At 71.2% G+C, this 25,985-nt stretch carries 25 protein-coding genes, 1 tRNA gene and 1 pseudogene; 12 read left to right on the top strand and 15 right to left on the bottom strand.

Features of this window, described 5'->3' with window-relative positions; translation table 11 throughout:
* Window positions 1-281: 281 nt before the first annotated feature.
* Window positions 282-2,198: a S53 family peptidase gene (locus LQ326_RS29595; RefSeq protein ID WP_234542186.1), complete on the top strand. Its 1,917-nt coding sequence runs from the start codon at window positions 282-284 to the stop codon at window positions 2,196-2,198.
* A gap of 50 nt (window positions 2,199-2,248) precedes the next feature.
* Here the strand turns inward: LQ326_RS29595 and LQ326_RS29600 are convergent, their stop codons facing one another.
* The 3 genes and pseudogenes from LQ326_RS29600 to LQ326_RS29605 form a co-directional block, all read right to left on the bottom strand.
* Entirely contained in the window at window positions 2,249-2,512 is a 264-nt protein-coding gene (locus LQ326_RS29600) for a DUF397 domain-containing protein (RefSeq protein ID WP_308402048.1), read from the bottom strand.
* Between the two features lie 18 nt (window positions 2,513-2,530).
* Window positions 2,531-2,623: pseudogene (locus LQ326_RS48815) on the bottom strand (DUF397 domain-containing protein); the annotation flags it as partial.
* Entirely contained in the window at window positions 2,595-3,479 is an 885-nt protein-coding gene (locus LQ326_RS29605; protein ID WP_234542116.1) for a helix-turn-helix domain-containing protein, read from the bottom strand. The gene LQ326_RS29605 and the pseudogene LQ326_RS48815, both read right to left, overlap by 29 nt.
* Window positions 3,480-3,591: 112 nt before the next feature.
* Between LQ326_RS29605 and LQ326_RS29610 the strand changes: the two genes are divergently transcribed.
* Window positions 3,592-3,819, top strand: coding sequence for a hypothetical protein (locus LQ326_RS29610; protein ID WP_181802304.1), 228 nt, complete (start codon window positions 3,592-3,594; stop codon window positions 3,817-3,819).
* The gene (locus LQ326_RS29615; RefSeq protein ID WP_234542117.1) at window positions 3,816-4,235 is read left to right on the top strand and encodes an ATP-binding protein; all 420 of its coding nucleotides are present in this window, start codon (window positions 3,816-3,818) and stop codon (window positions 4,233-4,235) included. The genes LQ326_RS29610 and LQ326_RS29615 overlap by 4 nt, the downstream gene beginning before the upstream one ends.
* Window positions 4,236-4,527: 292 nt before the next feature.
* Here LQ326_RS29615 and LQ326_RS29620 read toward each other — a convergent pair whose 3' ends face one another.
* Both LQ326_RS29620 and LQ326_RS29625 read right to left on the bottom strand, forming a co-directional pair.
* Window positions 4,528-6,273 (bottom strand): S8 family serine peptidase, encoded by a 1,746-nt coding sequence (locus LQ326_RS29620; RefSeq protein WP_234542118.1) that lies wholly within the window; start codon window positions 6,271-6,273, stop codon window positions 4,528-4,530.
* Window positions 6,274-6,406: 133 nt separating this feature from the next.
* Window positions 6,407-6,898 carry a hypothetical protein gene (locus tag LQ326_RS29625; protein ID WP_234542119.1) on the bottom strand — a complete coding sequence of 164 codons (492 nt, stop codon included), beginning with the start codon at window positions 6,896-6,898 and terminating at the stop codon, window positions 6,407-6,409.
* A 383-nt stretch (window positions 6,899-7,281) separates the two neighbouring features.
* On the opposite strand from LQ326_RS29625, the gene LQ326_RS29630 reads away from it, so the two are divergent.
* Window positions 7,282-7,353, top strand: a tRNA-Gln gene (locus LQ326_RS29630).
* An 84-nt stretch (window positions 7,354-7,437) separates the two neighbouring features.
* On the opposite strand, the gene LQ326_RS29635 is transcribed toward LQ326_RS29630, so the two are convergent.
* The 5 genes from LQ326_RS29635 to LQ326_RS29655 all read right to left on the bottom strand — a co-directional run bounded on the left by LQ326_RS29635 (window position 7,438) and on the right by LQ326_RS29655 (window position 13,218).
* Window positions 7,438-8,052: a Uma2 family endonuclease gene (locus LQ326_RS29635; protein ID WP_234542120.1), complete on the bottom strand. Its 615-nt coding sequence runs from the start codon at window positions 8,050-8,052 to the stop codon at window positions 7,438-7,440.
* A 158-nt stretch (window positions 8,053-8,210) separates the two neighbouring features.
* Window positions 8,211-9,434, bottom strand: a complete 1,224-nt coding sequence (locus tag LQ326_RS29640) for an MFS transporter (protein WP_234542121.1) — start codon at window positions 9,432-9,434, stop codon at window positions 8,211-8,213.
* 148 nt (window positions 9,435-9,582) lie between these two features.
* Window positions 9,583-10,635, bottom strand: coding sequence for an endonuclease/exonuclease/phosphatase family protein (locus LQ326_RS29645; protein WP_234542122.1), 1,053 nt, complete (start codon window positions 10,633-10,635; stop codon window positions 9,583-9,585).
* 184 nt (window positions 10,636-10,819) lie between these two features.
* Entirely contained in the window at window positions 10,820-11,449 is a 630-nt protein-coding gene (locus LQ326_RS29650; protein WP_234542123.1) for a TetR/AcrR family transcriptional regulator, read from the bottom strand.
* Between the two features lie 170 nt (window positions 11,450-11,619).
* On the bottom strand, window positions 11,620-13,218 hold the full coding sequence (locus LQ326_RS29655; protein WP_234542124.1) for an MFS transporter: 1,599 nt from the start codon (window positions 13,216-13,218) through the stop codon (window positions 11,620-11,622).
* Between the two features lie 227 nt (window positions 13,219-13,445).
* Between LQ326_RS29655 and panB the strand changes: the two genes are divergently transcribed.
* The gene (gene panB / locus LQ326_RS29660; RefSeq protein WP_181806308.1) at window positions 13,446-14,321 is read left to right on the top strand and encodes a 3-methyl-2-oxobutanoate hydroxymethyltransferase; all 876 of its coding nucleotides are present in this window, start codon (window positions 13,446-13,448) and stop codon (window positions 14,319-14,321) included.
* A gap of 118 nt (window positions 14,322-14,439) precedes the next feature.
* Here panB and LQ326_RS29665 read toward each other — a convergent pair whose 3' ends face one another.
* The gene (locus LQ326_RS29665) at window positions 14,440-14,961 is read right to left on the bottom strand and encodes a GNAT family N-acetyltransferase (protein ID WP_234542125.1); all 522 of its coding nucleotides are present in this window, start codon (window positions 14,959-14,961) and stop codon (window positions 14,440-14,442) included.
* Window positions 14,962-15,077: 116 nt separating this feature from the next.
* Here LQ326_RS29665 and LQ326_RS29670 point away from each other — a divergent pair, with 116 nt between their 5' ends.
* A complete protein-coding gene (locus tag LQ326_RS29670) occupies window positions 15,078-16,085 on the top strand; it encodes an ATP-binding cassette domain-containing protein (RefSeq protein WP_234542126.1) in 1,008 nt (335 codons plus the stop codon).
* Window positions 16,082-16,900, top strand: a complete 819-nt coding sequence (locus tag LQ326_RS29675; RefSeq protein ID WP_234542127.1) for an ABC transporter permease — start codon at window positions 16,082-16,084, stop codon at window positions 16,898-16,900. Before LQ326_RS29670 ends, LQ326_RS29675 begins: the two co-directional genes overlap by 4 nt.
* A 32-nt stretch (window positions 16,901-16,932) precedes the next feature.
* Here the strand turns inward: LQ326_RS29675 and LQ326_RS29680 are convergent, their stop codons facing one another.
* Complete coding sequence (locus tag LQ326_RS29680; RefSeq protein ID WP_234542128.1) at window positions 16,933-20,211, bottom strand: AfsR/SARP family transcriptional regulator; 3,279 nt, start codon at window positions 20,209-20,211, stop codon at window positions 16,933-16,935.
* Between the two features lie 206 nt (window positions 20,212-20,417).
* Here LQ326_RS29680 and LQ326_RS29685 point away from each other — a divergent pair, with 206 nt between their 5' ends.
* Window positions 20,418-21,218, top strand: coding sequence for a site-2 protease family protein (locus LQ326_RS29685; protein WP_234542129.1), 801 nt, complete (start codon window positions 20,418-20,420; stop codon window positions 21,216-21,218).
* Window positions 21,219-21,305: 87 nt separating this feature from the next.
* On the opposite strand, the gene map is transcribed toward LQ326_RS29685, so the two are convergent.
* Window positions 21,306-22,163 carry a type I methionyl aminopeptidase gene (gene map, locus LQ326_RS29690; protein WP_234542130.1) on the bottom strand — a complete coding sequence of 286 codons (858 nt, stop codon included), beginning with the start codon at window positions 22,161-22,163 and terminating at the stop codon, window positions 21,306-21,308.
* 58 nt (window positions 22,164-22,221) lie between these two features.
* Between map and LQ326_RS29695 the strand changes: the two genes are divergently transcribed.
* The gene (locus LQ326_RS29695) at window positions 22,222-22,455 is read left to right on the top strand and encodes a hypothetical protein (protein ID WP_234542131.1); all 234 of its coding nucleotides are present in this window, start codon (window positions 22,222-22,224) and stop codon (window positions 22,453-22,455) included.
* A gap of 58 nt (window positions 22,456-22,513) precedes the next feature.
* Here LQ326_RS29695 and LQ326_RS29700 read toward each other — a convergent pair whose 3' ends face one another.
* Entirely contained in the window at window positions 22,514-23,113 is a 600-nt protein-coding gene (locus tag LQ326_RS29700) for a hypothetical protein (RefSeq protein WP_234542132.1), read from the bottom strand.
* 80 nt (window positions 23,114-23,193) lie between these two features.
* On the opposite strand from LQ326_RS29700, the gene LQ326_RS29705 reads away from it, so the two are divergent.
* From LQ326_RS29705 to LQ326_RS29715, 3 genes are all read left to right on the top strand, one after another.
* Window positions 23,194-24,273 carry a sialidase family protein gene (locus LQ326_RS29705; RefSeq protein ID WP_234542133.1) on the top strand — a complete coding sequence of 360 codons (1,080 nt, stop codon included), beginning with the start codon at window positions 23,194-23,196 and terminating at the stop codon, window positions 24,271-24,273.
* A 37-nt stretch (window positions 24,274-24,310) separates the two neighbouring features.
* A complete protein-coding gene (gene npdG / locus LQ326_RS29710; RefSeq protein ID WP_234542134.1) occupies window positions 24,311-25,030 on the top strand; it encodes an NADPH-dependent F420 reductase in 720 nt (239 codons plus the stop codon).
* Between the two features lie 63 nt (window positions 25,031-25,093).
* On the top strand, window positions 25,094-25,276 hold the full coding sequence (locus tag LQ326_RS29715; RefSeq protein ID WP_234542135.1) for a hypothetical protein: 183 nt from the start codon (window positions 25,094-25,096) through the stop codon (window positions 25,274-25,276).
* On the opposite strand, the gene LQ326_RS29720 is transcribed toward LQ326_RS29715, so the two are convergent.
* A complete protein-coding gene (locus tag LQ326_RS29720; protein ID WP_234542136.1) occupies window positions 25,266-25,937 on the bottom strand; it encodes a PhzF family phenazine biosynthesis protein in 672 nt (223 codons plus the stop codon). The two genes, LQ326_RS29715 and LQ326_RS29720, sit on opposite strands and share 11 nt — an antisense overlap.
* Between the last annotated feature and the right edge of the window lie 48 nt (window positions 25,938-25,985).

Consider the following 25,985-nt stretch of genomic DNA (forward strand, 5'->3'; position numbering starts at 1 on the left):
AAGCGATCGGCAACAATCGCAACCGATCTGTAATGTTCTGCGCGCAGTCGAAAGTGGACCAAAAGGCCCTAATCAACGCTCACTTGGGATTTCCTTGGCTTTCTCATTCCCCTGACATGAACAGTTCGCCGAAAGAGTGACCTCCACCGTGTGATCCATTCACGGGCCGATCCGCCGCAGGCCTCCCGGTGATCACGGACGACCGACCACTCCATGCGTCGAACCGCATAGCAGGGGGCAGTATGAGATCCAACCGTGCCAAGGTGCGGGCCAGCGTGAGCATGGCAGCGACACTGCCGATGATCGCCGGCGCGCTCGCACTCGGCATACCCGCGGCGCACGCCGCGGACAGCCCGGCCCGTGAAGCCCTGAAGGGCACCAAGCCCGCCTGGGCCACGGCCAAGGCGGACAAGGGCGCAACCTCCGACAGCGCGCAGGTCAAGGCCCGGGTCTACCTGGCCGGCCAGGACGCCAAGGGCCTCGCGGCCTACGCGAAGGCGGTGTCCGACCCCAGCTCGCCGCTCTACGGCAAGTACCTCAGCGCCAAGCAGGTCCAGGCCCGCTACGGCGCCACCAAGGCCCAGGTGAAGGCCGTCAAGTCCTGGCTGACCGCGTCCGGCCTGACGGTCACCGAGGTCACCCAGCACTACATCGCCGTCACCGGCGACGTGTCCGCCGCCGAGCAGGCGTTCGGCACGCAGATGCACAACTACGCCAAGGGCTCCAAGACCTACCGCGCCCCCGCGAAGACCGCCTCGGTGCCGGCCTCCGTCAGCGCCGCAGTCCTGACCGTCACCGGCCTGGACAGCGCGCCGCACAAGGCGAGCCACGACGACACGCTGCCGCCGCCGGACTCCGTGTTCAAGAACTCCGGGCCGTTCTCCTCGTACTACGGCTCGAACATCGCGACCACGCTGCCGGACGCGTACGGCACGAAGATCCCGTACGCCGTCGAGGGCTACACCGGCAAGCAGTTGCGGGCCGCCTACGGCGCCGGCAAGTACACCGGCAAGCACGTGCGCGTCGCGATCACCGACGCGTACGCCTCGCCGACCATCGCCTTCGACGCCGGCACCTACGCCAAGGCGCACGGCGACGCGGCCTGGAAGACCAGCCAGCTGCACCAGGCGCTGCCGGACACCTACACCAAGACCGAGGAGTGCGGCGCGGCCGGCTGGTACGGCGAGGAGACCCTCGACGTCGAGGCCGTGCACGCGGTCGCGCCGAACGCCGACGTCACCTACGTGGGCGCCGCCTCCTGCTACGACGACGACCTGCTGGCCTCGCTCAGCAAGGTCGTCGACAACCACCTGGCCGACATCGTCTCCAACTCCTGGGGCGACATCGAGGCCAACCAGACCCCGGACCTCGCGGCCGCCTACGACCAGGTGTTCCAGCTGGGCGCGGTGCAGGGCATCGGCTTCTACTTCTCCTCCGGTGACAACGGCGACGAGGTCGCCAACACCAAGACGAAGCAGGTCGACACGCCGGCCAACTCCGCGTGGGTGACCGCGGTCGGCGGTACCTCGCTGGCCGTCGGCAAGGGCGACAAGTACCTGTGGGAGACCGGCTGGGGCACCGAGAAGGCCTCGCTGTCGGCCGACGGCAAGAGCTGGACCAACTTCCCCGGCGCCTTCACCTCGGGCGCGGGCGGCGGCACCAGCAAGACGGTCGGCGAGCCGTACTACCAGAAGAACGTCGTCCCGAAGGCGCTGGCCACGGCCAACAGCGCCGCCGGCAACCGGGTCGTCCCCGACATCTCGGCGATCGCGGACCCCAACACGGGCTTCAAGGTCGGCCAGACGCAGACCCAGGCGGACGGCACCGAGGCGTACAGCGAGTACCGCATCGGCGGCACCTCGCTGGCCGCGCCGGTCATCGCCGCCGTCCAGGCCCTCGCCCAGGAGGCGCGCGGCGGCAAGGCGATCGGTTTCGCCAACCCGCTGATCTACTCCAGGTACGGCACGAAGGTCTACCACGACGTCACGGACGAGCCGACCGGCAAGGACCTCGCGGTCGCCCGCGTCGACTTCGCCAACGGCTACGACGCCACCGACGGCCTGCTGACCTCGGTCCGCAGCCTCGGCAAGGACAGCTCCCTGTCCGCGGTCAAGGGCTATGACGACGTCACGGGCGTCGGCACCCCGGCGGCCGGCTACGTCGAGTCGTACAAGTCGCAGGCGCACCGCAAGCACTGATCCGCCGCGCGCGGCTTGACCGACAACGGGGCGTGGGGTCTTCGCAGACCTCACGCCCCGTTGTGCTGCGCCCGCTTGAGGGAGGCGACGAAGGGGGCCCAGGCGGCGGCCGGGAGGAGGAGGGCGGGACCCTCGGGAGACTTGGAGTCGCGGACGGGGACGAGGCCGGGGATGTTGCCGGCGACTTCGACGCAGTTGCCGCCGTCGCCGTTGCTGTGGCTGGACTTGCGCCAGAGGGCGGCGCCGGGGAAGCCACCGGCGACCTCGACACATTCACCGCCGTCACCGTTGCTGTAGCTCGACTTACGCCACAGGGCGGCGCCGGGGAAGTCGCGGGCGACCTCTACGCAGTTGCCACCGCTCGCATTGCTGTAACTGCTCTTGAGCCAGAGCGCATCACTCAAGTCGATCCGGTTGCTTGCCATTTCGGTAGTCCTCTGCCGCTGACTTGATCATGGCCAGGGACGTCTCCGGTGACAGTGCGACGGCCCTGAGCCGATCGTAAGACCTGCGGTACTCATGCACGAGCGCAATATCGTCGATGGTGTCCCCGCTGTGCAGCGCCTCCGTGTAGAACAGCGGCGGGGCATCGGGGAAGGTCATGATCATGGCCGCGCCGGTCATGAAGGGGTGCGCTACACACTTCCGCAACAGAACCTGCGGAGTGATCCGTCGACGCTCAGCCAACTCCACGACTCGGTCGAGCTGTGCAGTCATGCCCTGCGGCGCAAGCAGCGGATCACTGATCAATGACTCGTGCAGGATCACCCAGTACTCGGGAGTGTGATGGTTCGCCTCGAAGAGGGCGGCGCGTGCCATCCGGGCGCTGACCTTCTCCTCCACCTCCTCGTCAAGGGACAGCGGAAGGCCGGCCAGGATCACGGCCCTCGCGTAAGCCGGAGTTTGAAGCAGCCCTGGGATAAGCATCGGACACCACTCCTCGATGGTCGTGGCCTGCTTCTCCGCCTCCAGGACCTTCTCGAAGTACTCGGCGTGACCAGATCTCCTCGCCCTCCGCACATCCTCGCAATGCCGCTCGAAGTACCCGTCCGTCCCCAGCACCCGATCCACATGCCGGGCCAGTTCCAACGGCATCCGGCGTTCGCCGCGTTCGATGTCGCTCAGATGCGACTTGCCGTAGAAGCTGCCCTCGACGAGCTTCTCCAGGGACAGTCCCGCCACCTCCCGCTTCCACCTCAACTCCTTGCCGTAGAAGCCGGGGACACTCGAAGAGCCGTCGATGTCCTTGCGTCGGGCCACGCGCTCACCGCCGTAACTCATGGGGCTGTTTCCGCAGTTCGCGTCGCGTACGCGAACGCCCTTCCACGGTAGCGAGCGGGGCGACACTCTGTGAGGGATTCGTCACACAACGCACAGAAGGTAGCCCGGCCTTATGCCCGATCCCTCCCCCACCGCCTACGACGTCGCCCTCTGCGTCGAGGACCTCCGCACCGCCCTGGCCGAACACGGCATCTCGCTCCCGTCCCTGCGCGTCGACCTCGCGGGCTTCGCGGGCACGTACTCACCGCCCGCCGGCCTCGTCGCGCTCGGGAACTGCAACACGGCGACGGCGCGGGCGCTCGCCGCCGCGCTCAGGAAGACGGCGGTGGCGGAACGATGACGACGCACCTCGAACTCCACCTGGCGGCCACCGCGAAGGCGGCGCCGGAGCTGCGTCACATGCTCCGCGACCACGCCTTCGACGTCCGGCTGTGCGCGACGGAGTTGCTGGCGAACGTGATCGAGCACGTCGGCGAGGGAACGCCGGTCACCGTCCGGGTCATGGGCGCTCACGAGCACGGCCGTACCCGGATCGAGGTGACCGACTCCGATCCACGGACGCTGCCCGCCGTGCTCCCCGCCACGGAGACGGCGGAGTCGGGGCGCGGCCTGGCCGTCCTCGACGCGCTGACCGATCGCTGGGGCGTGGACCGGGGCCCGGACCGCAAGACGGTCTGGTGCGAGATCAGCCATCCGCCCCTTCGCGAGGAATCACCGCCGCGGCTTTCGCCGCAGGCGACGGCCGTCCGACCGTGAGGACGATGAAGAAGACCGGTTCGGCCCCCGTGCCGCTCGGCCACCTCACGAACGGCCCATGCACGTGGTCGCACCTGAACGCCGACCCGGTCGCGCCCGACGGCCGTTCCTGTGCGCGTACGCCGGCAGGTGGCCGTGGAGCCGCCGATCGGCCGACCCGCCGGGCGGAGGGGCGTGGGGTCCTGGTCCTGGCGACCGCACCCCCTCCGCATGACGACGAGCGGAAGGCTTTCGCCCCGGCCGGAGTACCCGGAGGATCCGGAGTATCCGGCTCACGGGCCGGGAGAGGGAGTTACCCCATCATGGACGGGGCGAACGGAGACAGGGCCGGGCCGAGCTGGGGGCCGTGGGCCAGGCCGAGGGCGGCAAGAGCGTCGGGCACACCGCACCCGGTACGGGCCGCGTCCAGTGTTCCCGGTGCGGCGAGCGGGCGGCAGCTGGCGGCGAGAATCCCGAAGAGGTGCTGTACGCGGCCCGGCCCCCGGGGCAGCAGCTGGCCGTGGAAGTCCTCGTGGTGGGCCAGCACGAGCGCGGCCAGGCCCGCGATGTGGGCGGACGCGGTGCCGGTGCCGTCGAGGGCGGTGTAGCCGCCGTCCGGGGAACAGGACAGGACCGAGACGCCGGGGGCGGCGGCGTTCACTCCGGGACCGTGGCAGCTGAACGGCGCGGCGAACAGCCCCTCCGGGCTCAACTGCGGCCCGATGTGGGTGGCCTGGGAGGTGTCGGGCGGGTAGGTGCCGAAGGCTCCCAGGGCGCCCACGCCGAAGACGGTGGGCAGGGAGGCGGGGAAGGAGACCGGTCCGCCGCTGTCGCCGACCGGAGCGATGCAGGCGATGCCCGCCGCGGTGGCATCGGCGAGTTTGCGGGAGACCAGCGACGAGGGGTACGGGGCCGCCACCTGGATGTGGGCAATGTCCACCTCTTGCTCGACGCAGTGGTCCAGGGCCGCGATCAGGTCGCTGAAGTGGCCGTCGGGCATGATCTCGCAGACCTCGAGTTCGGCGTCGACGGCGATGCCGATGACGCCCTTGCCCGTGTCCGCCCCGACGATGATGCCTGCCGCGTGGGTACCGGTGCCGACCGGATCGTGGGCCCAGCCCTCCTTCGTGCCGCGCACGAGGTCGGCGCCGGAGCGCACCCGTTGCTTCAGGTCGGGGTGGTCGACGCTGACGCCCGTACCGATGACGGCGATCTTGGTGCCGAAGGCACGGAACGTGGGTGGCAGCCGGTCCAGCCGCATGGCCTGCTGGCCCCAGCCGTAACTCTGCCGCTGGTCCAGTTCCGGGTAGACCTTGGCGAGCGGCGTGAGGGTGACCAGGTTGTCCTGGGTCGCCGAGAGTTCGGGGCGGTGGATCCAGCGGTCCGTGTAGCCGCCCTCGGGCCGGACGTACAGTGCCTGCACGGACTGCGCGGTCTCCGTCGCAAGCGTGAGGGTGACCTTCCCGTCGGGGCCGGTGACGCCCTGGCTCGGCCATGCCGCCCCGATCAGGAACACGCCCGCACCGGCCAGCGGTTCGGCGTCCGGACCGCAGACACTGATCGAGACCTCCAGGGGCTTCTCCAGCGGCATGACCAGCCCCGGGTCGCGCAGCGGCAGCAACCCCGCGGCCGGCATGGCGACGGGTACACCCGTGGCCAGCGGCAGATCCGGCTCGATGTGCACATGCAGCGACCGCATCGCCGGCACCTGGGCTTCGGCGGCCTCGACGACCACGAGTTCGGGGCAGGAGGGCTGCACTCCCGCCGACTGAAGTTTGTCCGACGGGGTGAGTCTGCGGACCACCGTGACCTCGGGCATCCGCTCCAGGTGGTCGCACACCGCGTCCATGCCGAGTTCGGGCACTCCCACGGGCAGCAGCTGCTGCGGCAGCGGGGTCACCATGTAGCGGGACCGGCGCGGCTGTACCGCGATCGGCGACGATCCGCCCTTCTTGCGTGGCGTCGTTTTCTCCTCGGGGCCCGGCCCGCCGGCCCCCGCGCCCTCGGATTCGCTCTGGCGGCTGCTCCTGGGCTTGCTTCCGGGCCTGTCCTTGACCATTACATCCACCTCAACCATGCCTACGTCGGTTTCCGCGCTTCTGATCCGTCTGACGGGCGGCTCGTGCCTTCCGTGGCTGTGCGGTGTGCCCGGGAACCAGTCCCGGGCACACCGCACAGGGCACTGCCTCGCGTCAGCCGATACCGAAGTGCTGACCCATCGGGCCGAAGCCGTAGCCGGGCTGCTGGTACTGCTGCGGGTACTGCTGGCCGTACGACTGCTGGCCGAACCCGCCGCCCCACTGCTGCTGGCTCTGCTGGCCCTGCTGACCCTGCTGACCCTGCTGGCTCTGCTGAACCAGCGTCAGGATCGCGGTCGGCAGCGCCTGCTGCACGGACTGCTCAACGGCGCTGCGCACGCCCTGCACCAGGGAGTGGTGCAGCGCGACGGCCAGGTAGGGGTGGGCGTGGTGGGCGATGCCCTGCTGCTGCAGCTGCTGCTGGACCTGCTGGATCTGCTGCAGCGTCTGCTGCATGCGCTGCGCGATCTGCTGGCTCGCCTGCTGGCAGGCCTGCTGGATGGACTGCTGGACGACCTGCGCGAGCTGCTGCGGCCCGGCGTACTGCTGCTGGCCGAACTGCTGGCCGAACTGCTGCAGGGGCGGGGTACCGGTCATCACCGACATGAATGCTCCGTTTCGATGTCACAGGAAGGCAAACATAAGACACACTGTTTACCTTTTCGGAATATTTCCGACATGCCGAAGTTATGGCCGCACCACTCCGTCCCGCAATCGGGCGAGCCGATCGGCGCGAGGAATCCCCCGATCGGCTCCGGTGACCGGCGAACCGGCCCCGGACACGGCAGGATGGGTTTCTGCCCGAAGGCGCCGAACGGGTCGAAGCCCGCGCGTGGTCCGGGAGGAGAGCACGGCCAGGACTCCGGCCGACACACCCCTCGCGCCTCACGGCGGACCGCGCAGCGCGCGGATAGGTTGGGCAACGCCCTACAGCGACACGCGGCAGGGCGACGCCCGGCCGACCGAGCTCCCGCGGTCTTCGGTGCGAATGGGATATGGGGTAATTGGCAGCCCGACGGTTTCTGGTTCCGTTAGTTCAGGTTCGAGTCCTGGTATCCCAGCAAGCGCGGACACCGCCCCTCCGGGACAGGAGGGGCGGTGTCCGGTGCACGACGTGCGGCTCGTCGCCGCAGAGGCGGACGCGGTCAGGTGGCCTTCTTCTGGGCGGCCTTGAGGATCTGGTCGACATCGAGGACGACCCGGGCGCCGATCGACTGGGGCAGCGTGACGGACTCGCCCGGCGAGTACGGGCGGTGGTGCTCGTACTGCTCCCCGCTGGGATCGGTGAGCACGTGGACGCGCTGGTGCTTGCGGTCGACGATCACGTAGACCGGCACCTTGGCCTGGGCGTACGCGACGGCCTTGGTCTTCAGGTCGTCCTTCCAGTTGCTGGAGGTGACCTCCAGGACGAGACGGAAGCAGACCGGGTCGTAGGCGTTGTTCTCGACGAGGTGGTCGTCGATGTCGGCGTCCACGATCGCGAGGTCGGGGATGGCGTAGTCCTCGGCTCCGGCGGGCAGCCAGAGGCCGACGTTCTGGAGGACCTCGGTTTCCTCTCCGTGCAGACCGGCTGCGATGAAGGGAATCATCAGGCCGGTCAGGGCACGGGCGTGAGGGGCATCCGGTGATGGGGTCACGAGGAGGTGGCCTCCGATGATCTCGACGCGGTAGCCCGGATGGCGCTCCATGATCTCGTCGGCGATGGCCGTGAGCGAGAACGGCTCGTCGTCGAAGGGCTGCTCGATGGCTGCGGCGGACATCGCGTGCCTCCCAGGGGCTGGTGTCGAGAGCATCATCGTAGGCAGATCGGGCCGTCGGCGTCCCGTCCGAACCGCTTCACCCGAAGGTGACCACTCCCCCTGCCGGTTGACGGCCGGATGCGCGGCGCACACCAGCGGGCCTGCCGGGAACCGGGCGGTCAGGCGGAGTGCACCGGCTCCGCGGGCTGTGGAACGTGCGAGGCGACCACCCGGTCACGGACCGGTGCCGGAACGTCCCGGCGCCGGTCCACCGCGTGCGCCACGCTCGCCACGCCCAGGCCCAGGACGGCGAGGGCCGCGCCCGCCAGCGCCGGGGACGTGACGCCGAAGCCCGCGGCCAGGGCCACGCCGCCGATCCAGGCGCCGCCGGCGTTGGCGAGGTTGAAGGCCGCCTGGTTGGCGGAGGAGGCGAGGGAGGGGCCCGCGGCCGCCCGCTCCATGACCATCAGCTGGAGGGGCGAGCCGGTGACGAAGGCCGCCACGCCCAGCAGGACGACCGCGAGGGCCGCGCTCCACTCCGTCCGCATCAGGACCGGGAAGAGGAGCAGCACCGCGACCATCGACACCAGGCCGCCGAACAGCGTGCCGCGCATCGTGTGGTCGGCGAGGCGGCCGCCGGCCAGGTTGCCGATGGTGGCGCCGACGCCGAACAGGGCGAGGAGCAGGGTGACGTTCGAAGCGGCGTAGCCGGCGGCGTCCGTCAGCATCGGCGTGATGTAGCTGTACGCGGAGAAGAGCGCGCCGAAGCCGACCACCGTGGTGGCGAGGGCCAGCCAGACGGGCAGGGAGCGCAGGGCGGAGAGTTCGCCGCGCAGACCGGACGCCGGGGCCGGGGTGTGCGTGGGGTGGATCAGGAAGAAGACGGCGGCCATCGCGGCGACGCCGATCAGGCTCACGCCCAGGAAAGTGGCCCGCCAGCCGAGGTGCTGGCCCATGAGGGTGGCGACCGGGACGCCCGCGATGTTGGCGACGGTCAGGCCCATGAACATCAGGGAGACGGAGCGGGCCTTGCGCTCCGGTGCCACCACGCTGGTGGCGACGACCGCGCCGACGCCGAAGAAGGCGCCGTGCGGGAGGCCGCTGAGGAAGCGGGCGGCCAGAAGGGAGTCGTAGCCGGGAGCCAGCGCGGAGAGCGCGTTGCCCGCGACGAACAGGGCCATCAGGGAGATGAGGACCGTGCGGCGGGGCAGGCGCGCGGTGAGCGCGGCCAGCAGCGGGGCGCCGATGACGACGCCCAGCGCGTACGCCGAGACCAGGTGGCCGGCGGCGGGGATCGAGATGTGCAGGTCGTCGGCGACGTCGGGCAGCAGGCCCATCATCACGAACTCGGTGGTGCCGAGACCAAAAGCGCCGACGGCCAGGGCGAGCAGGGCCAGGGGCATGAAGGGCGCTGCCTTTCGGGGAGCAGGGTTCCGTGCGTTCTAAGTTCAGCTACGGAACAAAGTCTCCCAGGCCGAGTATTCCGCAAGGTTACGGCGCAGTGTCCGGTTGTCCTCACAAGGCCGATGGCAAGCGGTTGACCAGCGGTTTCTACGAACCCGATGTGGTGAGGTTCACCCGTGCGGCGACCGGGAGGTGGTCGCTGCCGGTCCTCGGGAGGGTCCAGGAGCTCTCCGGCTGCACGCCCCTGACCATGATCTGGTCGATGCGCGCCATCGGGAACGAGGCCGGCCAGCTGAACCCGAAGCCGCTGCCCGCCGCGCCCTGCGTGGAGCGCAGCTGCGAGGTGACGGCGTTGAGGGAACGGTCGTTCATCGTGCCGTTGAGGTCGCCGAGGAGGATCACCCGGGGCAGGCTCTCGTCGACGATGGCCTCGCCCAGCGCGTCCGCGCTCGTGTCGCGCTGCCGGGCGGTGAAGCCGGCGTTCATCTTGACCCGGACGGAGGGGAGATGGGCCACGTAGACGGCGAGGGGGCCGTCCGGGGTGGCGACGGTGGCCCGCATCGCACGCGTCCAGCCGAGCTTGATGTCGACGGCCTTCACTCCGGTGAGGCGGTACTTGCTCCACAGTCCGACGGTGCCCTCGACCGCGTGGTACTTGTACGTCGACGCCAGCGCCTTCTCGTACGTCGGCACGGCCGACGCCGTCAGCTCCTCCAGGGCCAGCACCTCGGCGCCGGAGGAGGCGAGCTGAGCGGCCGTGCCGGTCGGGTCGGGGTTCTCGGCGTTGACGTTGTGGGTGGCCACCATGAAGTCGCCGCCGGTGGCCTGTTTGCCGGTGAGCAGTCCGCCGAACATGTTCAGCCAGACGATCCCCGGGAGCAGTACGGCGATCAGCGCGGTCGCCGACCTGCGCACCAGGCCGAGCAGGAGCAGCACCGGGATCAGCAGGCCCAGCCAGGGCAGGAAGGTCTCGGTGAGACTGCCGAGGTTGCCGATCCGGTTGGGGATGCGGGAGTGCAGCAGCATCACCCCGGCCAGGAGCAGCGCCACCACCGCGGTGACGACGCCCCGGCGCCAGATGCGTGGATCGTCGCGCCAGCCGGACAGCAACCGGTTCACCAGGCGCCGGAACCGGTCTCCCCGGCGCTCGGGTCCCGAGCCTCCGTTGTCCGTCTCCGTCATGTACGCCTGCTGCGCCATACCGTCTGCCTCACAACCTGCCGTGCACACCGTCGTCCCCCGGATACGACCCTAGGGGATGATCGGCTCCTCTCCCGCCGTCCCATGACGGCCGTACGGAAGACGAGGACGAACGGGCCGAGGGGAGGAGTTCCGGTTACCGGCGGGTCGGCGGGCACTGTGACGAAACGCGAACACTCCCCGCTCACGGCTCCGGTGCGGCGACGGGCCCGAGACCCGCCAGCACGGCGTCGACGATCTGTTCGGCCAGGCCCTCGGGGAGATCCGCCTCCGGGCGCAGGATCGCCCTGAGCAGCATCGGGCCGGTGAACATGTCGTTGGCCAGTTCGATGTCGATGTCGGCGCGGAGTTCGCCGTTGCGCTGGCCCCGGCGCAGCACTTCCCTGCCCAGTTCGCGCCGGGGGTTGACGACGCTGGTGTGGTAGGCGTTCCAGATGCGGGGGCTGCTCTTCATCTGGGCGTACACGTTGTGCAGGATCGCCGACGAACGGTTCATCAGTCCCCGTTGCCGCAGCGATTCGAGGAGCACCACCAGGTCGTCGCGCATGGAGGTGCCGGGGAGTTCGGGGTCGGGGGGCTCGGCGGCGCGCATGACGTCGACGAAGAGCTCCTCCTTGCCGTTCCAGCGGCGGTAGATGGTGGCCTTGCCGACGCCGGCGGTCCGGGCGATCCGCTCGATGGACAGCTCGCCGAGCGGTACGCCGTCCTCCAGGAGTTTCATCACACCCTCCACGATGGCGACTTCCACCGCCTCGCTCCGGGGGCGGCCCCGGGCCGGAGCCATCGACCGCGGGCCGCTGTCGGCAAGCGTCACGTCATACCGTCCTCTCACTGACCACGGGAATCCTCCCGCAGCCGAAGCCTCCCCCCGTTGTCGCCACGAGGCTTCCCTCGTGGGCCCCCCGTACCCACGGTCCCCACCGTTCCCGCGGCGCCCGGGGTCCGGGGGCCGTCGCCCTGCCGGTGCCGGGCTTCAGCCGTTCGTCATTCCGCCGCTACGACCAACTCCTGTTCGCGGTCGTCCTGCTGACCCGCCGGTGCTTTTCCCGGGAGGAAGAGGGCCACGACCACGGCGCCGATCAGTGCGACCACCGCGCCGCACAGGGCGGTGGTGTGCATGGCGTGCAGGAAGGCGTCGTTGGCGGGGGTGACCAGGCCCTTGCCCTGCGCGCCGAGCTTGGCGGCGACGCCGAGCGTGGCCTCGATGGACTCGCCGGCGGTGTCGCGCAGCCCGGGCGGCAGCGCCCCGAGCTTGCCCTCGATGCCGTTGCGGTACGCCGTCGAGAGCACCGAGCCGAGCACGGCGATACCGAGGGCGCCGCCGACCTGGCGGAAGGTGTTGCTGAGCGCGGACGCGGAACCGGCCTTCTCGCGGGGCAGGGCCTGCATGATGACGACCGAGGTCGGCGTCATGATGTGCGCCATGCCGAAGCCCATCAGGAAGAAGACGATCTCAAGGATCCAGATCGGCGTGTCGGCCTCGAAGGTGGCGAAGGCACCCAGGGTGACGGCGATCAGCACCAGGCCGCCCGCGGTGGTGGCCTTGTTGCCGAACCGCTGCACCACCAGCCGGGCCCGCGGCGCGAAGATCATCTGCGCGACGGCCAGCGGGAGCAGCAGCAGACCGGACTGCAGGGGCGAGTAGCCGCGCACGCTCTGGGTGTAGAAGACGGAGAAGAAGGTCACGCCCATCAGCGCGAAGAAGACCAGCGCGATGGCGGCCATGGCGGCCGAGAAGACCTTGTTCTTGAAGTAGGTGACGTCCAGGGACGGGTGGTCGCTGCGCTTCTCGAAGATCACGAAGGCGGCGAGCACCACGAGGCCCGCGGCGATGGTGGCGAGCACCTTGGCGTCCGTGAAGTCGGCGAGTTCGCCGCCCTTGATGATGCCGTAGACGAGGAGGACCAGGCCCACGACGGAGAGGACCACGCCGACGGGGTCGAGGCGGCCCGGGCGCGGGTCGCGTGAGTCCGGCACCAGCCAGAACATCAGGGCGAGCGCGATGATCACGATCGGTACGTTGACGAGGAAGACCGAGCCCCACCAGAAGTGGTCCAGCAGCACACCGCCGGTGATCGGGCCGATGGCGATGGCGAGGCCGACACCGCCGGCCCAGATGCCGATCGCCTTGGGCTGCTCCTCACGCTCGAAGACGTTCATCAGGACGGCCAGGGTGGCGGGCATCACGAAGGCGGCACCGAGGGCCATCAGGGCACGGAAGGCGATCAGCTGGTCCGCGGAGCCGGACTCGGCGGCGAAGGCCGACCCGACACCGAAGACCAGGAGGCCGCCGACGAGCACTTTCTTGCGGCCCAGGCGGTCGCCGACGAGGCCGGCGGTGAACAGCAGGCCGGCGAAGACGAGGGTGTAGGCGTTGATCGCCCACTCCAGCTGGCTCTGGGTGGCACCGAGGCCGACCGGAGCCGGGGTGGAGATGGTCTTGACGGCGACGTTCAGGATCGAGTTGTCGAGCACCACGATCAGCAGGCTCAGCATGAGCACGCCGAGGATGGCCCAGCGGCGCCGGTGCACCGCCTCGGATATGCGCGGACCGGATGGTGCGCGGTCGGCAGGAGTTGTCATACCGACGAGCCTAGACCCATTTCAATACGGCACCGTCTCGTATCTGAATCACTTTACCCGAACCTTACATAACGCGACAGGGTGACGCGGGGCCGGGGGGCGGCCGGGGGTGGTGCCCGATGGATCACACGGAGGCACTCTGGCCGAGGACGGCACGAGGTGCCACCATGGGAGGGATCCGGGGACACCGTGAGGGTGCCACGAGATGACTTGAAGGAGCCGTTGTCATGACGCAGCTTTCGGCTGCCCAGACTGTGCAGAACAGCCCCTCCGACGGCAGCAAGGCGCTGTACGGGGGTAAGGGCACTCGCCGCATCACGGTCCGCGACCTCGCCCTCGCCAAGGAACGCGGCGAGAGGTGGCCCATGCTCACCGCCTACGACGCGATGACCGCCTCCGTCTTCGACGAGGCCGGCATCCCGGTACTCCTGGTCGGCGACTCGGCCGGCAACTGTCACCTCGGCTACGAGTCGACGGTGCCCGTCACCCTGGACGAGATGACGATGCTGTCGGCGGCCGTGGTCCGCGGCACCCAGCGCGCCCTCATCGTCGGCGACCTCCCCTTCGGCTCCTACCAGGAGGGCCCGGTGCAGGCGCTGCGCTCGGCGACCCGGCTGGTGAAGGAGGCGGGCGTCGGCGCCGTCAAGCTGGAGGGCGGCGAGCGGTCGTACGAACAGATCCGGCTGCTCGTCGAGTCCGGCATCCCGGTGATGGCGCACATCGGCCTGACCCCGCAGTCCGTCAACGCGATGGGCTACCGGGTGCAGGGCCGCGGCGAGGAGGCGGCCCAGCAGCTGCTGCGCGACGCCAAGTCGGTGCAGGACGCGGGCGCGTTCGCGGTCGTCCTCGAACTGGTCCCGGCGGAGCTCGCGGCCGAGGTGACCCGGGTGCTGCACATCCCGACCGTCGGCATCGGCGCCGGTCCCGAGACCGACGCGCAGGTCCTGGTCTGGACGGACATGCTGGGCCTGACCTCGGGCCGGGTCCCGAAGTTCGTGAAGAAGTACGCGGACCTGCGCCAGATCATGGGCGACGCGGCCAAGGCCTACGCCGAGGACGTCGTCGGCGGAACGTTCCCGCAGGAGGAGCACTCCGTCCACTAGCCCCCCCCCAGAGCCACTGCGGCAACACCAAGGACAGCCCGCCGATCTTCCCCCGTCGGCGGGCTGTCCCGCGTCGTGAGGGACATCGCCGGACCGCGGTGGGCCTCGGCGGAACCGCTCAGGCCGGCGCCGTGCCCGGAGCTGTCGGGCGGTGCCAGCGGAGTTCGCCGTCCTGCCGTATGCCGGTGGGGACCAGCCCGGCGGCCCTGGCCACCGCGGCGGAGGCGTGGTGGTCGGGGTGGATGTGGGCGATCACGCCGGCCGTCGGCCGGCGGGTGAGCCAGTCGACGAGAGCGCGGGCGGCCTCGGTGGCGATGCCTCTGCCCTGCCAGGGGGTGCCCACCACCCAGGCGATCTCGGCGACCGGGCCCCGCACCGTCGCCTGGACGTAACCCGTCAGGCAGCACTCGGCCCGGAGCCGGATCACCCAGTTCAGCCAGGAGACGGCCGGGTCGCCGGAGCCCGCGGTGATCCGGCGGTAGCGCGAGCGCAGTTCCCCGGCGGTGTCCGGCGTGCCGCCGGTGAAGGCGTGCAGCGCCGGGTCGGACAGCACCTCGGCCATCTCCTCGGCATGCCCGGCCCGCAGTGGCAGCAGGTCGAGCCGCCCGGTGCTGATGGCCTCGGCCACGAGTGGGGTCACGCCCGGCAGCGTACGCCCCGGTGTCGGCGGTCCCGGCGACGGCCTGTCGGCGGGCTGTCGGCAGGGGTCGGCGGCCTGTCGGTGGTTTGTCGGTGGGGCCTGGCACGGTTCCTGCCATGACGCGAATCGACAACAACGCCGTGTCCGTACGGGGGCTGGTGAAGCACTACGGCGACACCAAGGCACTCGACGGAGTTGATCTGGACGTCCGCCAGGGCACCGTGATGGGCGTGCTCGGACCGAACGGGGCGGGCAAGACCACTTTGGTGCGGATCCTGTCCACGCTGCTGCGGCCCGACGCGGGAGAGGCGACCGTCGCCGGGTACGACGTGCTGCGCCAGCCCCGCCGGCTGCGCCGGGTGATCGGGCTGACCGGGCAGTACGCCTCGGTGGACGAGAAACTGCCGGGCTGGGAGAACCTGTACATGATCGGCCGGCTGCTGGACCTGTCGCGCAAGGACGCGCGGGCCCGGGCCGACCAACTGCTGGAGCGCTTCTCCCTGACCGAGGCCGCCAGGCGGCCGGCGAGCACCTACTCCGGTGGTATGCGGCGCCGGCTCGACCTCGCCGCCTCGATGATCGGGCGCCCCCAGGTGCTCTTCCTGGACGAGCCGACCACCGGTCTCGACCCGCGCACCCGCAACGAGGTGTGGGGCGAGGTCAAGGCGATGGTCGGCGAGGGCGTGACCGTGCTGCTGACCACCCAGTACATGGAGGAGGCCGAGCAGCTCGCCTCCGAACTGACCGTCGTGGACCGCGGGAAGGTCATCGCGAACGGCCGGGTGGAGGAGCTGAAGGCGAAGGTCGGCGGCCGGACGCTGCGGGTGCGGCCCGTCGATCCGCTGCAGGTCCGGCCGTTCGCCGCCTTGATCGACGAGCTGGGGATCACCGGGCTCGCCGGTACGACCGTGGACGGCGAGAACGGCACGCTGCTGGTGCCGATCCTCAGCGACGAGCAGCTGACCGCCGTGGTCGGCGCCGTGACCGCCCGCGGTATCACCATCAGCTCCATCACCACCGAACTGCCCAGCCTGGACGAGGTGTTCCTGTCCCTCACCGGCCACCGCGCCAGTGCCCCGCAGGACGCCGTGCCCGCCGACGACCGTCAGGAGGTCGCCGTATGACCGCCACCGCAACCGCCCCTGTCCCCATGGCCGACACGCCGATCTCGGTGCGCGCCCATCTGCGCCACACCGGCGCGCTCGTCCGCCGCAACCTGCTGTGGATCCGGCAGGACCCGGAGTCGATGTTCGACGCCATCCTGTTCCCGGTGATCTTCACCCTGCTGTTCGTGTACGTCTTCGGCGGCTCCATCGGCAAGTCGCTGGGCGGCGGCCAGCAGGCCTACGTCCAGTACGTGGTCCCCGGCCTGATGGCCATGATGGGGATGAACATGGCCCAGGGGGTGGGCACCGGTTTCAACACCGACTTCAACTCCGGTGTGATGGACCGCTTCCGGTCCCTGCCGATCGGGCGCGGCTCCGTGCTGTTCGCCAAGATCGCGGTGGAGCTGATGCGGATGCTGTTCGCGACCGCGGTCCTGATGGTCGTCGCCGTCCTGGTGGGCTTCGACATCACTCACTGGTCGGGCCTGCTGGCCTCGGTGGGACTGTCGGCGGTGTTCGGCTCGGCCCTGATGTGGGTCTTCCTCACCCTCGGGGTGGTGATGAAGAGCGCGCAGTCGGTGCAGGCGATGGGCTTCCTGGTGCTGATGCCGCTGCAGTTCGGCTCCTCGATCTTCGCACCGACGAACTCGATGCCGGGCTGGCTCCGGGCCTTCACCGACTACAACCCGCTGTCCGCGCTCGCCGACACCGCGCGCGGGCTGATGCTCGGCGGTCCGGTGACGCACAGTCTGTGGATCACACTGGCCTGGTCGGTCGGGCTCACCGCGGTCGCGGCACCGTACGCGATCTACAAGTTCCGTACGAAGAGCTGACGTTCGCCAGGAGGCGCACGCGGAAGACGACGTCAGAGCAGGGCGGTGGCCTCCGCGCGGGAGAGGCCGCCGCCCTCGGCGTACGCCGACTCGTAGGCACCGTCGTCGGCGACGGCGGCCCGGACCCGGGCCTCCGACCGGTCGCGTGCGGTGCGCTCCAGTCCGACCTGGAGGTGGCCGGGCGGCAGCAGGGCGTCGGCGGCGCCCAGGCAGCGGGCGGCGTCCAGGGCACGCGCACCCCCGTCGAGGCCGGACAGCGCGACCGCGGCGACGGTCAGGCACAGGGAGGTCAGGTGCGGGGTGATGGCCTCGCTCAGCGGGTCGGCGGCGAGCCGCAGCGCGTTCCGGAGCCTGTCCAGGGCCTCCGCGGGGCGGTCGTCGAGGGCGTCCACCCAGGCCTCCTGGGTGAGGATCAGGGCGTCGAAGACGAGGAAGTGGGAGATCTTGAACTCGCTGCGCACCAGCCGGACCTGCTCACGGGCCTCGGCGACGCGGCCGCTCAGCAGGAGCCAGGTGGTGAGGAAGAGCCGGGCGGCGGGCATGGCCTCGTTGTTCAGGCCCTCGTGGTCGGCGACGACCTGGCGCAGCAGCCGTTCCCCGCGCTCGGTCTGGCCCGACTCGATCAGCACGCTGCCCAGGCGTGCGTGCAGCACGGCGGCCTGGGCGCGGGCGCCGAGGCGGCCGGCCCGCTCGATGGCGGCCTCGTAGTCCGCGGCCGCCGCCAGGTAGTCGCCTTTGCGCTCCCGGGCCTCGGCGCGCCCGGAGAAGGCCTCGGCGGTGCCCCAGTCGTCCCCGAGGCGCCGGAAGATCTCCAGTGCCTCGTCGGCGTCCCGGGTGGCGTCGCCCGCCCAGGCGGCCCGGTTGGCGAGCAGGTTGGCGCGCATGGCGAGAGACCCGGCCAGCTCCCATTCGTAGCCGGGCGTCTCACGGCAGGTGCGGACGGCGGCGTCGAGGATCTCGCGCAGCCGGTCCATGCCGCCGGTCAGCATCACGGCGAAGAACCAGAACATGCCCGGGGCCCGGCAGGTCTGCGGCAGGCCGGGCTCGTAGATCTCGGTGACGGCGCGCAGTCTGGCCTGCGCCTGAGGTGTCTGCCAGGCCTCCAGTTCGGTGTCCATACAGGCCAGATGGGCCAGGTGCACGCCGCGCCAGGCCTCGGCGAGGAGCTCGCCGGTGTACGGCGGCGGGGTGTCGGTGCAGCGCTGCCACACCGGTTCGGCCCGGCTGAGCGGTGCGGTGAACGGGTCGGGGCCGAGGGCCATGACGTCGGCGCACCAGGTGCGGGTCTCGATGCGCTGGTCGTGCAACTGCCAGTACCAGAAAAGGGAGTGGAGCAGGCAGAGCGCCTCGTGCTCGTCCCGGGCGGCGATGGCGTGCCGCAGCGCGGTGCGCAGGTTCTCGTACTCCAGCTGAAGCCGTGCGATGGCGGCCCGTTGGCCGGGTCCGCGCAGCAAGGGTTCGTTGGTGCGGGCGAGTTCGCGGTAGTACGTCAGATGGGCGCGCTCGGCGGCGGCGCGCCCGCCGCTCTCGTCCAGGCGCTCGCCGGCGTACTCGGCGACGGTCTCCAGGAGCCGGTAGCGCATCCCGTCGTGCTCGGCCTCGCCCGAAGGGGCCGCCACGACCAGGGACTTGTCGACCAGTGAGCCGAGCGCGTCGAGGGCGGCGGGGCCGCAGACGGCCTCCGCGGCGGCCAGGTCGCAGCCGCCCGCGAAGACCGACAGGCGGCCGAGGACGTCGCGTTCGCCGGCGTCGAGCAGGTCCCAGGACCAGTCGACGACCGCGCGCAGGGTCTGCTGGCGGGGCAGCACGGTGCGGCTGCCGGAGGTGAGGAGGCGGAACCGGTCGTCCAGCCGGTCGGCTATCTGCCGCGGAGTCAGCATCCGCAGCCGGGCGGCGGCCAGTTCGATGGCGAGGGGCAGTCCGTCCAGGCGGCGGCAGATCTCGGCGCAGGCCGCCGCGGTCTCCTCGTCGGCGTCGACCGTGAAGCCGGGGCGGGCCGCGGCGCCCCGGTCGGCGAGCAGCCGCAGCGCCACCGGCTCGGGCAGCGGCTCCACCGGGCGCAGCAGCTCCCCCGGCACGCCGAGGGGTTCGCGGCTGGTGGCCAGGATCGTCAGGTCCGGGCAGCTTTCCAGGAGCCGGACCGCGAGGCCGGCCGCCGCGTCGACGACGTGCTCGCAGTTGTCGAGGACGAGCACCATCCGGCGCCGGGCGCAGTGGTCGACGAGCCGCTCGACCGGATCGTCGTGCCGGTCGGCGACGGCCCGCATGGCCTCGGCGCCGCCGCCGTACAGCACGGCCTCGCGGGCGCCGAGCACGCTGAGCACGGCCTCGGGGACGTCGGCCGGGTCGTCGACGGGGGCCAGCTCGGCCAGCCAGACGCCGTCCGGGGCGTACCGCACGGTCTCGACGGCCTCCTGCGAGAGACGGGTCTTGCCGGCCCCGCCCGGTCCGAGCAGGGTGACCAGCCGGGCGGCGGCCAGGTCGCCGCGGATGGCCTCGATGTCGGCCTCGCGCCCGACGAAGGAGGTGAGCCGGGCGCGCAGGTTGCCGGGCCGGGCCGGGCGCCCGGCGGACACCGCCGGCGCCGGGTCCAGCAACTCGGCGTGCAGGGCGCGCAGTTCGGGTCCGGGGTCGGAGCCGAGGCGGTCCGCGAGCAGGCGGCGTACGTCGTCGTAGGCGGCCAGCGCCTCGGCGCCGCGGCCGGTGGCACCCAGGGCACGCAGGCGCAGGGCCTGGAGGGGCTCGTCGAGGGGGTGGGCGTCGCACAGGGCGGTGAGCTCGGGCAGGGACCGCTCGGCCTCGCCGAGGGCGAGGGCGGCGGTGTGGCGGGCACGCAGGGCGTCCAGGCGGCGGACGTCGACACGGGCCGCCTCGGCGGTGCGGTCGGGCAGGTCGGCCAGGGCCGGGCCGCGCCACAGGGCGAGGGCGTCGTCGAGGACGCCGGCCGCCTTGGCCGGGTCGCCGTCGGCGAGGGCGCACAGGCCCTCGCCGGTGAGCCGCTCGAAGCGGTGCAGGTCGACCTCGTCGGGGGCGGCGGCGAGCCGGTAGCCGCCGTCGGTGGAGTCGACGGCGGCCGCGCCGAGCGCCCTGCGCAGCCGGCCGACCAGGGCCTGAAGCGCGCCGGGCGCGTCGGCGGGCGGGTCCTCGCCCCACACCTCGTCGACGAGCAGCCCGGCGGACACCGCGCGGCCCGGCCGCAGCGCCAGCACGGTCAGCAGGGCACGCAGCCGCGCCCCGCCCACGGGAACGGCCGTGCCGTCGGGGCGGAGGGCCTGGGTGGTGCCGAGGATCGCGTAGCGCACGGGGTCCATTGTCCCTGGGGACGCCCCGGCACCGCCGCAGGGTTTCAGTGCGCTCGGACTGCGCGGAGTCGAGGGTGACCGGGATCCCGCGCGGGGCACAGCGGCTCGGCTCGGTGCCGTGGAACCCACGGCCCTCCGCATGACGTTCTTCTCACGTCACCTGTACGGTCGACCCCGCACGCACCGTCTCCGAAGCGACCCGGGAGTCCCACCCCATGACCGCCACCACCACCCGCCCCAGTGACCGGCGGATCAGTCCCGTGTTCGTCGGGATCCTGGCCGTCACCGCGGTCACCGGGTGGGCCACCTGGTCCGGGTTCGCCGAGCAGCCCGGGGTCGCCGTGTTCCTGTTCGTGACGGCCGCCTGGATCGTCTCCCTTTGCCTGCACGAGTACGCGCACGCGCGCACGGCCCTGCACGGCGGCGACATCACGGTGGGCGCGAAGGGCTACCTGACCCTGAACCCGCTGAAGTACACGCACGCCCTGCTGAGCATCGTGCTCCCGGTGCTGTTCGTGATCATGGGCGGGATCGGTCTGCCGGGCGGCGCGGTCTTCATCGAGCGCGGCCGGATCCGGGGCCGCTGGCGGCACAGCCTCGTCTCGGCCGCCGGTCCGCTGACGAACGTCCTGTTCGCCGCCGTCTGTACGGCCCCCTTCTGGCTGGACGCGCTGGACGGCGTCCCGCGCGACTTCCGCTTCGCCCTCGCCTTCCTCGCCCTGCTCCAGGTCACGGCGGCGATCCTGAACTTCCTGCCGGTGCCGGGCCTGGACGGCTACGGCGTGATCGAGCCCTGGCTGTCGTACGGCGTCAAGCGCCAGGTGGAGCCGTTCGCGCCGTTCGGCCTGCTGTTCGTGTTCGCGCTGCTGTGGGTGCCGTCGGTCAACAGCGCGTTCTTCGACGTGATCGACGCGCTGCTGCGCCACCTGGGCGTCGGAGACCTGGACCAGTACTGCGGCCAGCGGCTCTACCGCTTCTGGCAGGGGACGGACGAGTACTGCTCGATCATCCGGTAGCGCGGGGGATCAGGCCGGCCGCGGGAACTCCTCGCCCGGGAAAGGCCTGCCCTCCGGGGGGAGAGGCCAGGCCTGGTCGGGCGGGAGTCAGGGAAGCGTGAGGATGTCCGCGCCGGTGTCCGTCACCACCAGCGTGTGCTCGAACTGCGCGGTTCGCCTGCGGTCCTTGGTCACGACGGTCCAGCCGTCGTCCCACATGTCGTACTCGTACGTCCCGAGGGTCAGCATCGGCTCGATCGTGAAGGTCATCCCGGGCTGCAGCACGGTCGTCGCGTGCGGGCTGTCGTAGTGCGGGATGATCAGCCCGGAGTGGAAGGACGCGTTGATGCCGTGCCCGGTGAAGTCGCGGACCACCCCGTAGCCGAAGCGCTTGGCGTACGACTCGATGACCCGGCCGATGATGTTGATCTGCCGGCCCGGCCGGACCGCCTTGATCGCCCGGTTCAGGGACTCCCGGGTCCGCTCCACCAGCAGCCGGCTCTCCTCGTCGACGTCCCCGACCAGGTAGGTCGCGTTGTTGTCGCCGTGCACCCCGCCGATGTACGCCGTCACGTCCAGGTTGACGATGTCACCGTCCTGGAGCACCGTCGAGTCCGGAATGCCGTGGCAGATGACCTCGTTGACGCTGGTGCACAGGGACTTGGGGAAGCCGCGGTAGCCGAGGGTGGACGGGTAGGCCCCGTGGTCGCACATGTACGTGTGCGCCACCTTGTCGAGTTCGTCCGTCGTCACACCCGGCGCGATGATCTTCGCGGCTTCCTCCATCGCCTGTGCGGCGATACGGCCGGCGATCCGCATCGCCTCGATGGTCTCCGGGGTCTGCACCTCGGGCCCGGTGTACGGGGCCGGCGCGGGTTTGCCGACGTACTCGGGGCGGCGGATGTTTCCGGGTACCGAACGGGTGGGAGAGAGCTCCCCTGGTACGAGCAGCGACTGGCCAGACATGGCAGCGAGTCTAACCAGCGGGCATGCGGGAACATGTGGATGGCGAAAGGAGCCGGTCATGGCCCTGTTCAAGAAGCGGACCGCCGCGAAGGCGGGCGAGTGGTACTACTGCCTGGAGCACCACAAGGTCGAGGAGGGGCCGGAGTGCCCCGCCAAGGACCGGTTCGGTCCTTACGCCAGCCGTGCGGAGGCCGAGCACGCGATGGAGACCGCCCGGGAGCGCAACCTGCAGTGGGAGAACGATCCGCGGTGGCACGACGCGCCGGCGGGTGACACCTCGGACGAGGACTGACCGGGCCGGTCGGGGCTGGGGGCTGGGCGGGGGCGGTGGCCGTGGGACGGGCCGGCCGTCACCACGGGGCCGGAGGCGGGGCCGTCACCGTCTCCACCAGACGGGTGAGGCGGTCGCGGAAGCGGCGGTGGGTTCTCGGGGAGGGGCCGTTCTCGCCGGCTGCCGCGCTGACCAGGTGCTGGACCGTGTCCAGGTCCAGTTCCGCGGTCTCGGGGACGGTCAGGGTCTCGTGGGCCATGGCGGTCAGCGCGTCGTCGGTGGTGGTGGACAGGGTCAGGACCGTCACGCCGGCGCGGCGGGCCGTGTGGACCCGCTCCAGCAGGGGTTCGGTGTCGCCCGGCGCCACCACCAGCAGGGTCTCGCCCCGGCGGGCCGTCTCGATGCGGGCGGGGCCGACCGCGAGGTGCGCCGGGTCGGTGGGCCGGGCGTCGTGCCGTACCAGGGTCGGCGCCAGTTCCGGCACCCCGGACCACGCCGCCTCGTCCACCAGGTGCGCGGCGAGATGCCACGGCTCGTACTCGGGGGTGCCGAGCAGGAGCAGTCCGCCGCCGTGGGCCACCACCGAGCCCCGGAGGACACCCGCGAATCTGCGCGTCGCGGTCAACCACTCGGTCCCGGCGAGCACTTCACGCAGCAACGCGACCCTCACGGCATCCATGCCTTCGCATACTGCCGCAATCGGGCACTCGTGACGTGGAGTTCACCCCGAATTCGCCCGACCCGGGGAGGAGACGGCGCATGAGCGACGCAGAGGCAAGCATTCCCTTTCGCGCGGGCGACGAGGGCTACGCCAGTTTCCGGATCCCTGCGGTGGTGGTCTCCCGGGCGGGCACCGTGCTCGCCTTCTGCGAGGGGAGAGTCGGCTCCGCCGCCGACTACGGGCACATCGAGATCGTGCTGAAGAGGTCCGGGGACGGCGGGCGCACCTGGGGAGCGCTCCAGGTCGCCGCCGCCAACGGGACCGATCTCGCCGGGAACCCCGCGCCCGTGGTCCTCGACAGCGGGCGGATCCTGCTCGTGCACGTCCGCAGTGCCGCCTCCGCCACCGAGGACGCCATCCTGCGCGGGCAGGTGCCGGAAGCCGACGGGCGGCGGGTGTGGGTGCAGCACAGCGACGACGACGGGATGACGTGGTCCGCGCCGAAGGAGATCACCCCGTCGGTGAAGAAGGCCGGATGGCGGTGGTACGCCACCACGCCCGGGCATGCCCTCCAACTGCGCTCGGGGCGGGTCGTCGTGGCCGCCAACCACACCCTGCCGCCCACCGGGACGGACAACGGCACCGAGGGCAGGTACAACAGCGGGCACTGCCTGCTCAGCGACGACCGCGGGGAGACCTGGTACCTCGGCTACCTGGACGAGAACACCGACGGGTACATCAACGTCAACGAGACCACCGCCGCCGAACTGCCCGACGGGCGCGTCTACTTCAACACGCGCAACGATTCCCCGGCGCCGGGGAACAGGGCCGACGCCTACTCGGCGGACGGCGGGCGCACGCTCGTGAAGCCGTTCCGGCCGCAGGCCGGGCTCACCGCCCCCGTCTGCGAGGCGAGCGTGCTCCAACTCCGCGATCCGGACCTGCTGCTGTACTCCGGCCCCGCCGACCCGGCGGCCCGCGCCCTGATGACGGTCCGCGTCTCCACCGACGGCGGTACCACCTGGCGCCCCGCGTACACGGTGGACGGACTGCCCGCCGCCTACTCCGACCTGACCCGGGTCGACGCGGCCACCGTCGGACTGCTGTACGAGACCGGTGACTTCGGCGCGTACGAGACGATCACTTTCCGCCGGGTGCCCCTGAACCGGCTCACCTGACCGGGTGCGGCCGCCGGCCCGGCCGTAGAGTCGGCCCATGACCTCTACCGACAGTGCACAGCAGCCGCCGGCCGAGAAGGCCCCCGCCAAGGATCCCTGGGACCTGCCCGACGTCTCCGTTCTGGTCGTGGGTGTGCTCGGCGGCACCGGCCCGCAGGGCAAGGGCCTCGCCTACCGGCTGGCGCGGGCCGGCCAGAAGGTGATCATCGGTTCCCGGGCCGCCGAGCGCGCGCGGGCCGCCGCCGACGAGCTCGGACACGGTGTCGAGGGCGCCGACAACGCCGAGTGCGCGCGCCGCAGCGACCTGGTGATCGTCGCCGTCCCGTGGGACGGGCACGGCAAGACGCTGGAGTCACTGCGCGGGGAACTGGCCGGCAAGCTGGTCGTGGACTGCGTCAACCCGCTCGGCTTCGACAAGAAGGGCGCCTACGCGCTGCGGCCGGAGGAGGGCAGCGCGGCCGAGCAGGCCGCGGCGCTGCTGCCGGACTCGCGGGTCACGGCCGCCTTCCACCACCTTTCCGCGGTGCTTCTCCAGGACCCGGAGATCGAGGAGATCGACACCGACGTGATGGTGCTCGGGGAGGTGCGGGCCGATGTCGAGATCGTGCAGGCGCTGGCCGGGCGCATCCCGGGGATGCGCGGCGTCTTCGCGGGGCGGCTGCGCAACGCCCACCAGGTGGAGTCCCTGGTCGCGAACCTGATCTCGGTCAACCGCCGCTACAAGGCACACGCCGGACTCCGCCTCACGGACGTCTGAGCGGATGGGGGACACTGGTGGTCGCCGCCAGTGTCCCCGACCGATCCGAAAGCGACTCGCCTCATGCCCCGCCTCGCCCGCTACGCCCTGGCCGTCTGCGTCCTGGCCGTCATCGCCGCTGTCATCTCCTTCGTCCAGGGCAGCTGGCTGATGGGTGTGGTCTGGGTGCTGCTGACGGGTCTGTCGTCCAACATGACCTGGTACTACGCGAGGCGCGCCCGGCAGGACAAGCCGGTCACCGGCTGATCCGGGGCTGCTTCTCCTCGCCCTCCAGCAGGACCCGACCGCCGATCTCCACCCACCCGTAGGGCTGGGGTGCGGTGAGGATCTGCGAGCCCCTGCCCTGGGTGATGTTCAGGGCCCGGCCCAGCTGCGCGGTGAGCAGCAGCGCCGCCGCGCCGGTCGCCTCGTCCTCGTCGATGCCGTCGTCACGGCCGGGAAAGGCGCGGGCGCGCACCCGGCCGGCCGACTCGTCCTCCCACGCCCAGGCGTAGATCCACTCCCCCGGCGGCGGCACCGGCAGCGCGTCGACCTCGGCGGCCGTGGCGTACCGGCGCAGGGTGCGCGGCGGTACCCACTCCGGGAGCGCCTCGATCCAGCTGAACTCGCCGTCCAGCCGGGCGCCCACCACACCGGCCGGGGTGACCAGCTCGGGTACGTCCAGCAGCCAGGCCGTGCCGACGCAGGGGTGCCCGGCGAACGGCAGGCGCAGGGTGGGGGTGTAGATGTCGACGGCCCCGCGCTCGGGGTCGTCCACGAACACGGTCTCACTGAACCCGAGTTTCGCGGCCAGCGCCTGCCGGTCCTCCCGGTCGGGCAGCACGGAGCCGTCCCGGACGACCCCGAGTTCGTTGCCGTACCCGCCGTTCGCCGCGCAGAAGACACGCAGCACGTCGTAATCAGTCACTCCGGCATTGAAGCACTCACAGCGCTCTTTACTTTTCCTTTACCATTA

This window comes from Streptomyces shenzhenensis, from assembly GCF_021462265.1.
Taxonomy (GTDB): Bacteria; Actinomycetota; Actinomycetes; order Streptomycetales; family Streptomycetaceae; genus Streptomyces; species Streptomyces shenzhenensis.

Excerpts from the sequence above, each read along its gene's own strand:
- npdG (WP_234542134.1), top strand. The coding sequence starts at position 24,311 with ATGACCTCTACCGACAGTGCACAGCAGCCGCCGGCCGAGAAGGCCCCC.
- map (WP_234542130.1), bottom strand. The coding sequence starts at position 22,163 with ATGTCTGGCCAGTCGCTGCTCGTACCAGGGGAGCTCTCTCCCACCCGT.
- LQ326_RS29680 (WP_234542128.1), bottom strand. The coding sequence starts at position 20,211 with ATGGACCCCGTGCGCTACGCGATCCTCGGCACCACCCAGGCCCTCCGC.
- LQ326_RS29615 (WP_234542117.1), top strand. The coding sequence starts at position 3,816 with ATGACGACGCACCTCGAACTCCACCTGGCGGCCACCGCGAAGGCGGCG.
- LQ326_RS29715 (WP_234542135.1), top strand. The coding sequence starts at position 25,094 with ATGCCCCGCCTCGCCCGCTACGCCCTGGCCGTCTGCGTCCTGGCCGTC.
- LQ326_RS29645 (WP_234542122.1), bottom strand. The coding sequence starts at position 10,635 with ATGGCGCAGCAGGCGTACATGACGGAGACGGACAACGGAGGCTCGGGA.
- LQ326_RS29705 (WP_234542133.1), top strand. The coding sequence starts at position 23,194 with ATGAGCGACGCAGAGGCAAGCATTCCCTTTCGCGCGGGCGACGAGGGC.
- LQ326_RS29610 (WP_181802304.1), top strand. The coding sequence starts at position 3,592 with ATGCCCGATCCCTCCCCCACCGCCTACGACGTCGCCCTCTGCGTCGAG.
- LQ326_RS29595 (WP_234542186.1), top strand. The coding sequence starts at position 282 with ATGGCAGCGACACTGCCGATGATCGCCGGCGCGCTCGCACTCGGCATA.
- LQ326_RS29620 (WP_234542118.1), bottom strand. The coding sequence starts at position 6,273 with ATGGTCAAGGACAGGCCCGGAAGCAAGCCCAGGAGCAGCCGCCAGAGC.
- LQ326_RS29670 (WP_234542126.1), top strand. The coding sequence starts at position 15,078 with ATGACGCGAATCGACAACAACGCCGTGTCCGTACGGGGGCTGGTGAAG.
- panB (WP_181806308.1), top strand. The coding sequence starts at position 13,446 with ATGACGCAGCTTTCGGCTGCCCAGACTGTGCAGAACAGCCCCTCCGAC.
- LQ326_RS29685 (WP_234542129.1), top strand. The coding sequence starts at position 20,418 with ATGACCGCCACCACCACCCGCCCCAGTGACCGGCGGATCAGTCCCGTG.
- LQ326_RS29640 (WP_234542121.1), bottom strand. The coding sequence starts at position 9,434 with ATGCCCCTGGCCCTGCTCGCCCTGGCCGTCGGCGCTTTTGGTCTCGGC.
- LQ326_RS29605 (WP_234542116.1), bottom strand. The coding sequence starts at position 3,479 with ATGAGTTACGGCGGTGAGCGCGTGGCCCGACGCAAGGACATCGACGGC.
- LQ326_RS29675 (WP_234542127.1), top strand. The coding sequence starts at position 16,082 with ATGACCGCCACCGCAACCGCCCCTGTCCCCATGGCCGACACGCCGATC.
- LQ326_RS29655 (WP_234542124.1), bottom strand. The coding sequence starts at position 13,218 with ATGACAACTCCTGCCGACCGCGCACCATCCGGTCCGCGCATATCCGAG.
- LQ326_RS29695 (WP_234542131.1), top strand. The coding sequence starts at position 22,222 with ATGGCCCTGTTCAAGAAGCGGACCGCCGCGAAGGCGGGCGAGTGGTAC.
- LQ326_RS29700 (WP_234542132.1), bottom strand. The coding sequence starts at position 23,113 with ATGGATGCCGTGAGGGTCGCGTTGCTGCGTGAAGTGCTCGCCGGGACC.
- LQ326_RS29625 (WP_234542119.1), bottom strand. The coding sequence starts at position 6,898 with ATGTCGGTGATGACCGGTACCCCGCCCCTGCAGCAGTTCGGCCAGCAG.
- LQ326_RS29635 (WP_234542120.1), bottom strand. The coding sequence starts at position 8,052 with ATGTCCGCCGCAGCCATCGAGCAGCCCTTCGACGACGAGCCGTTCTCG.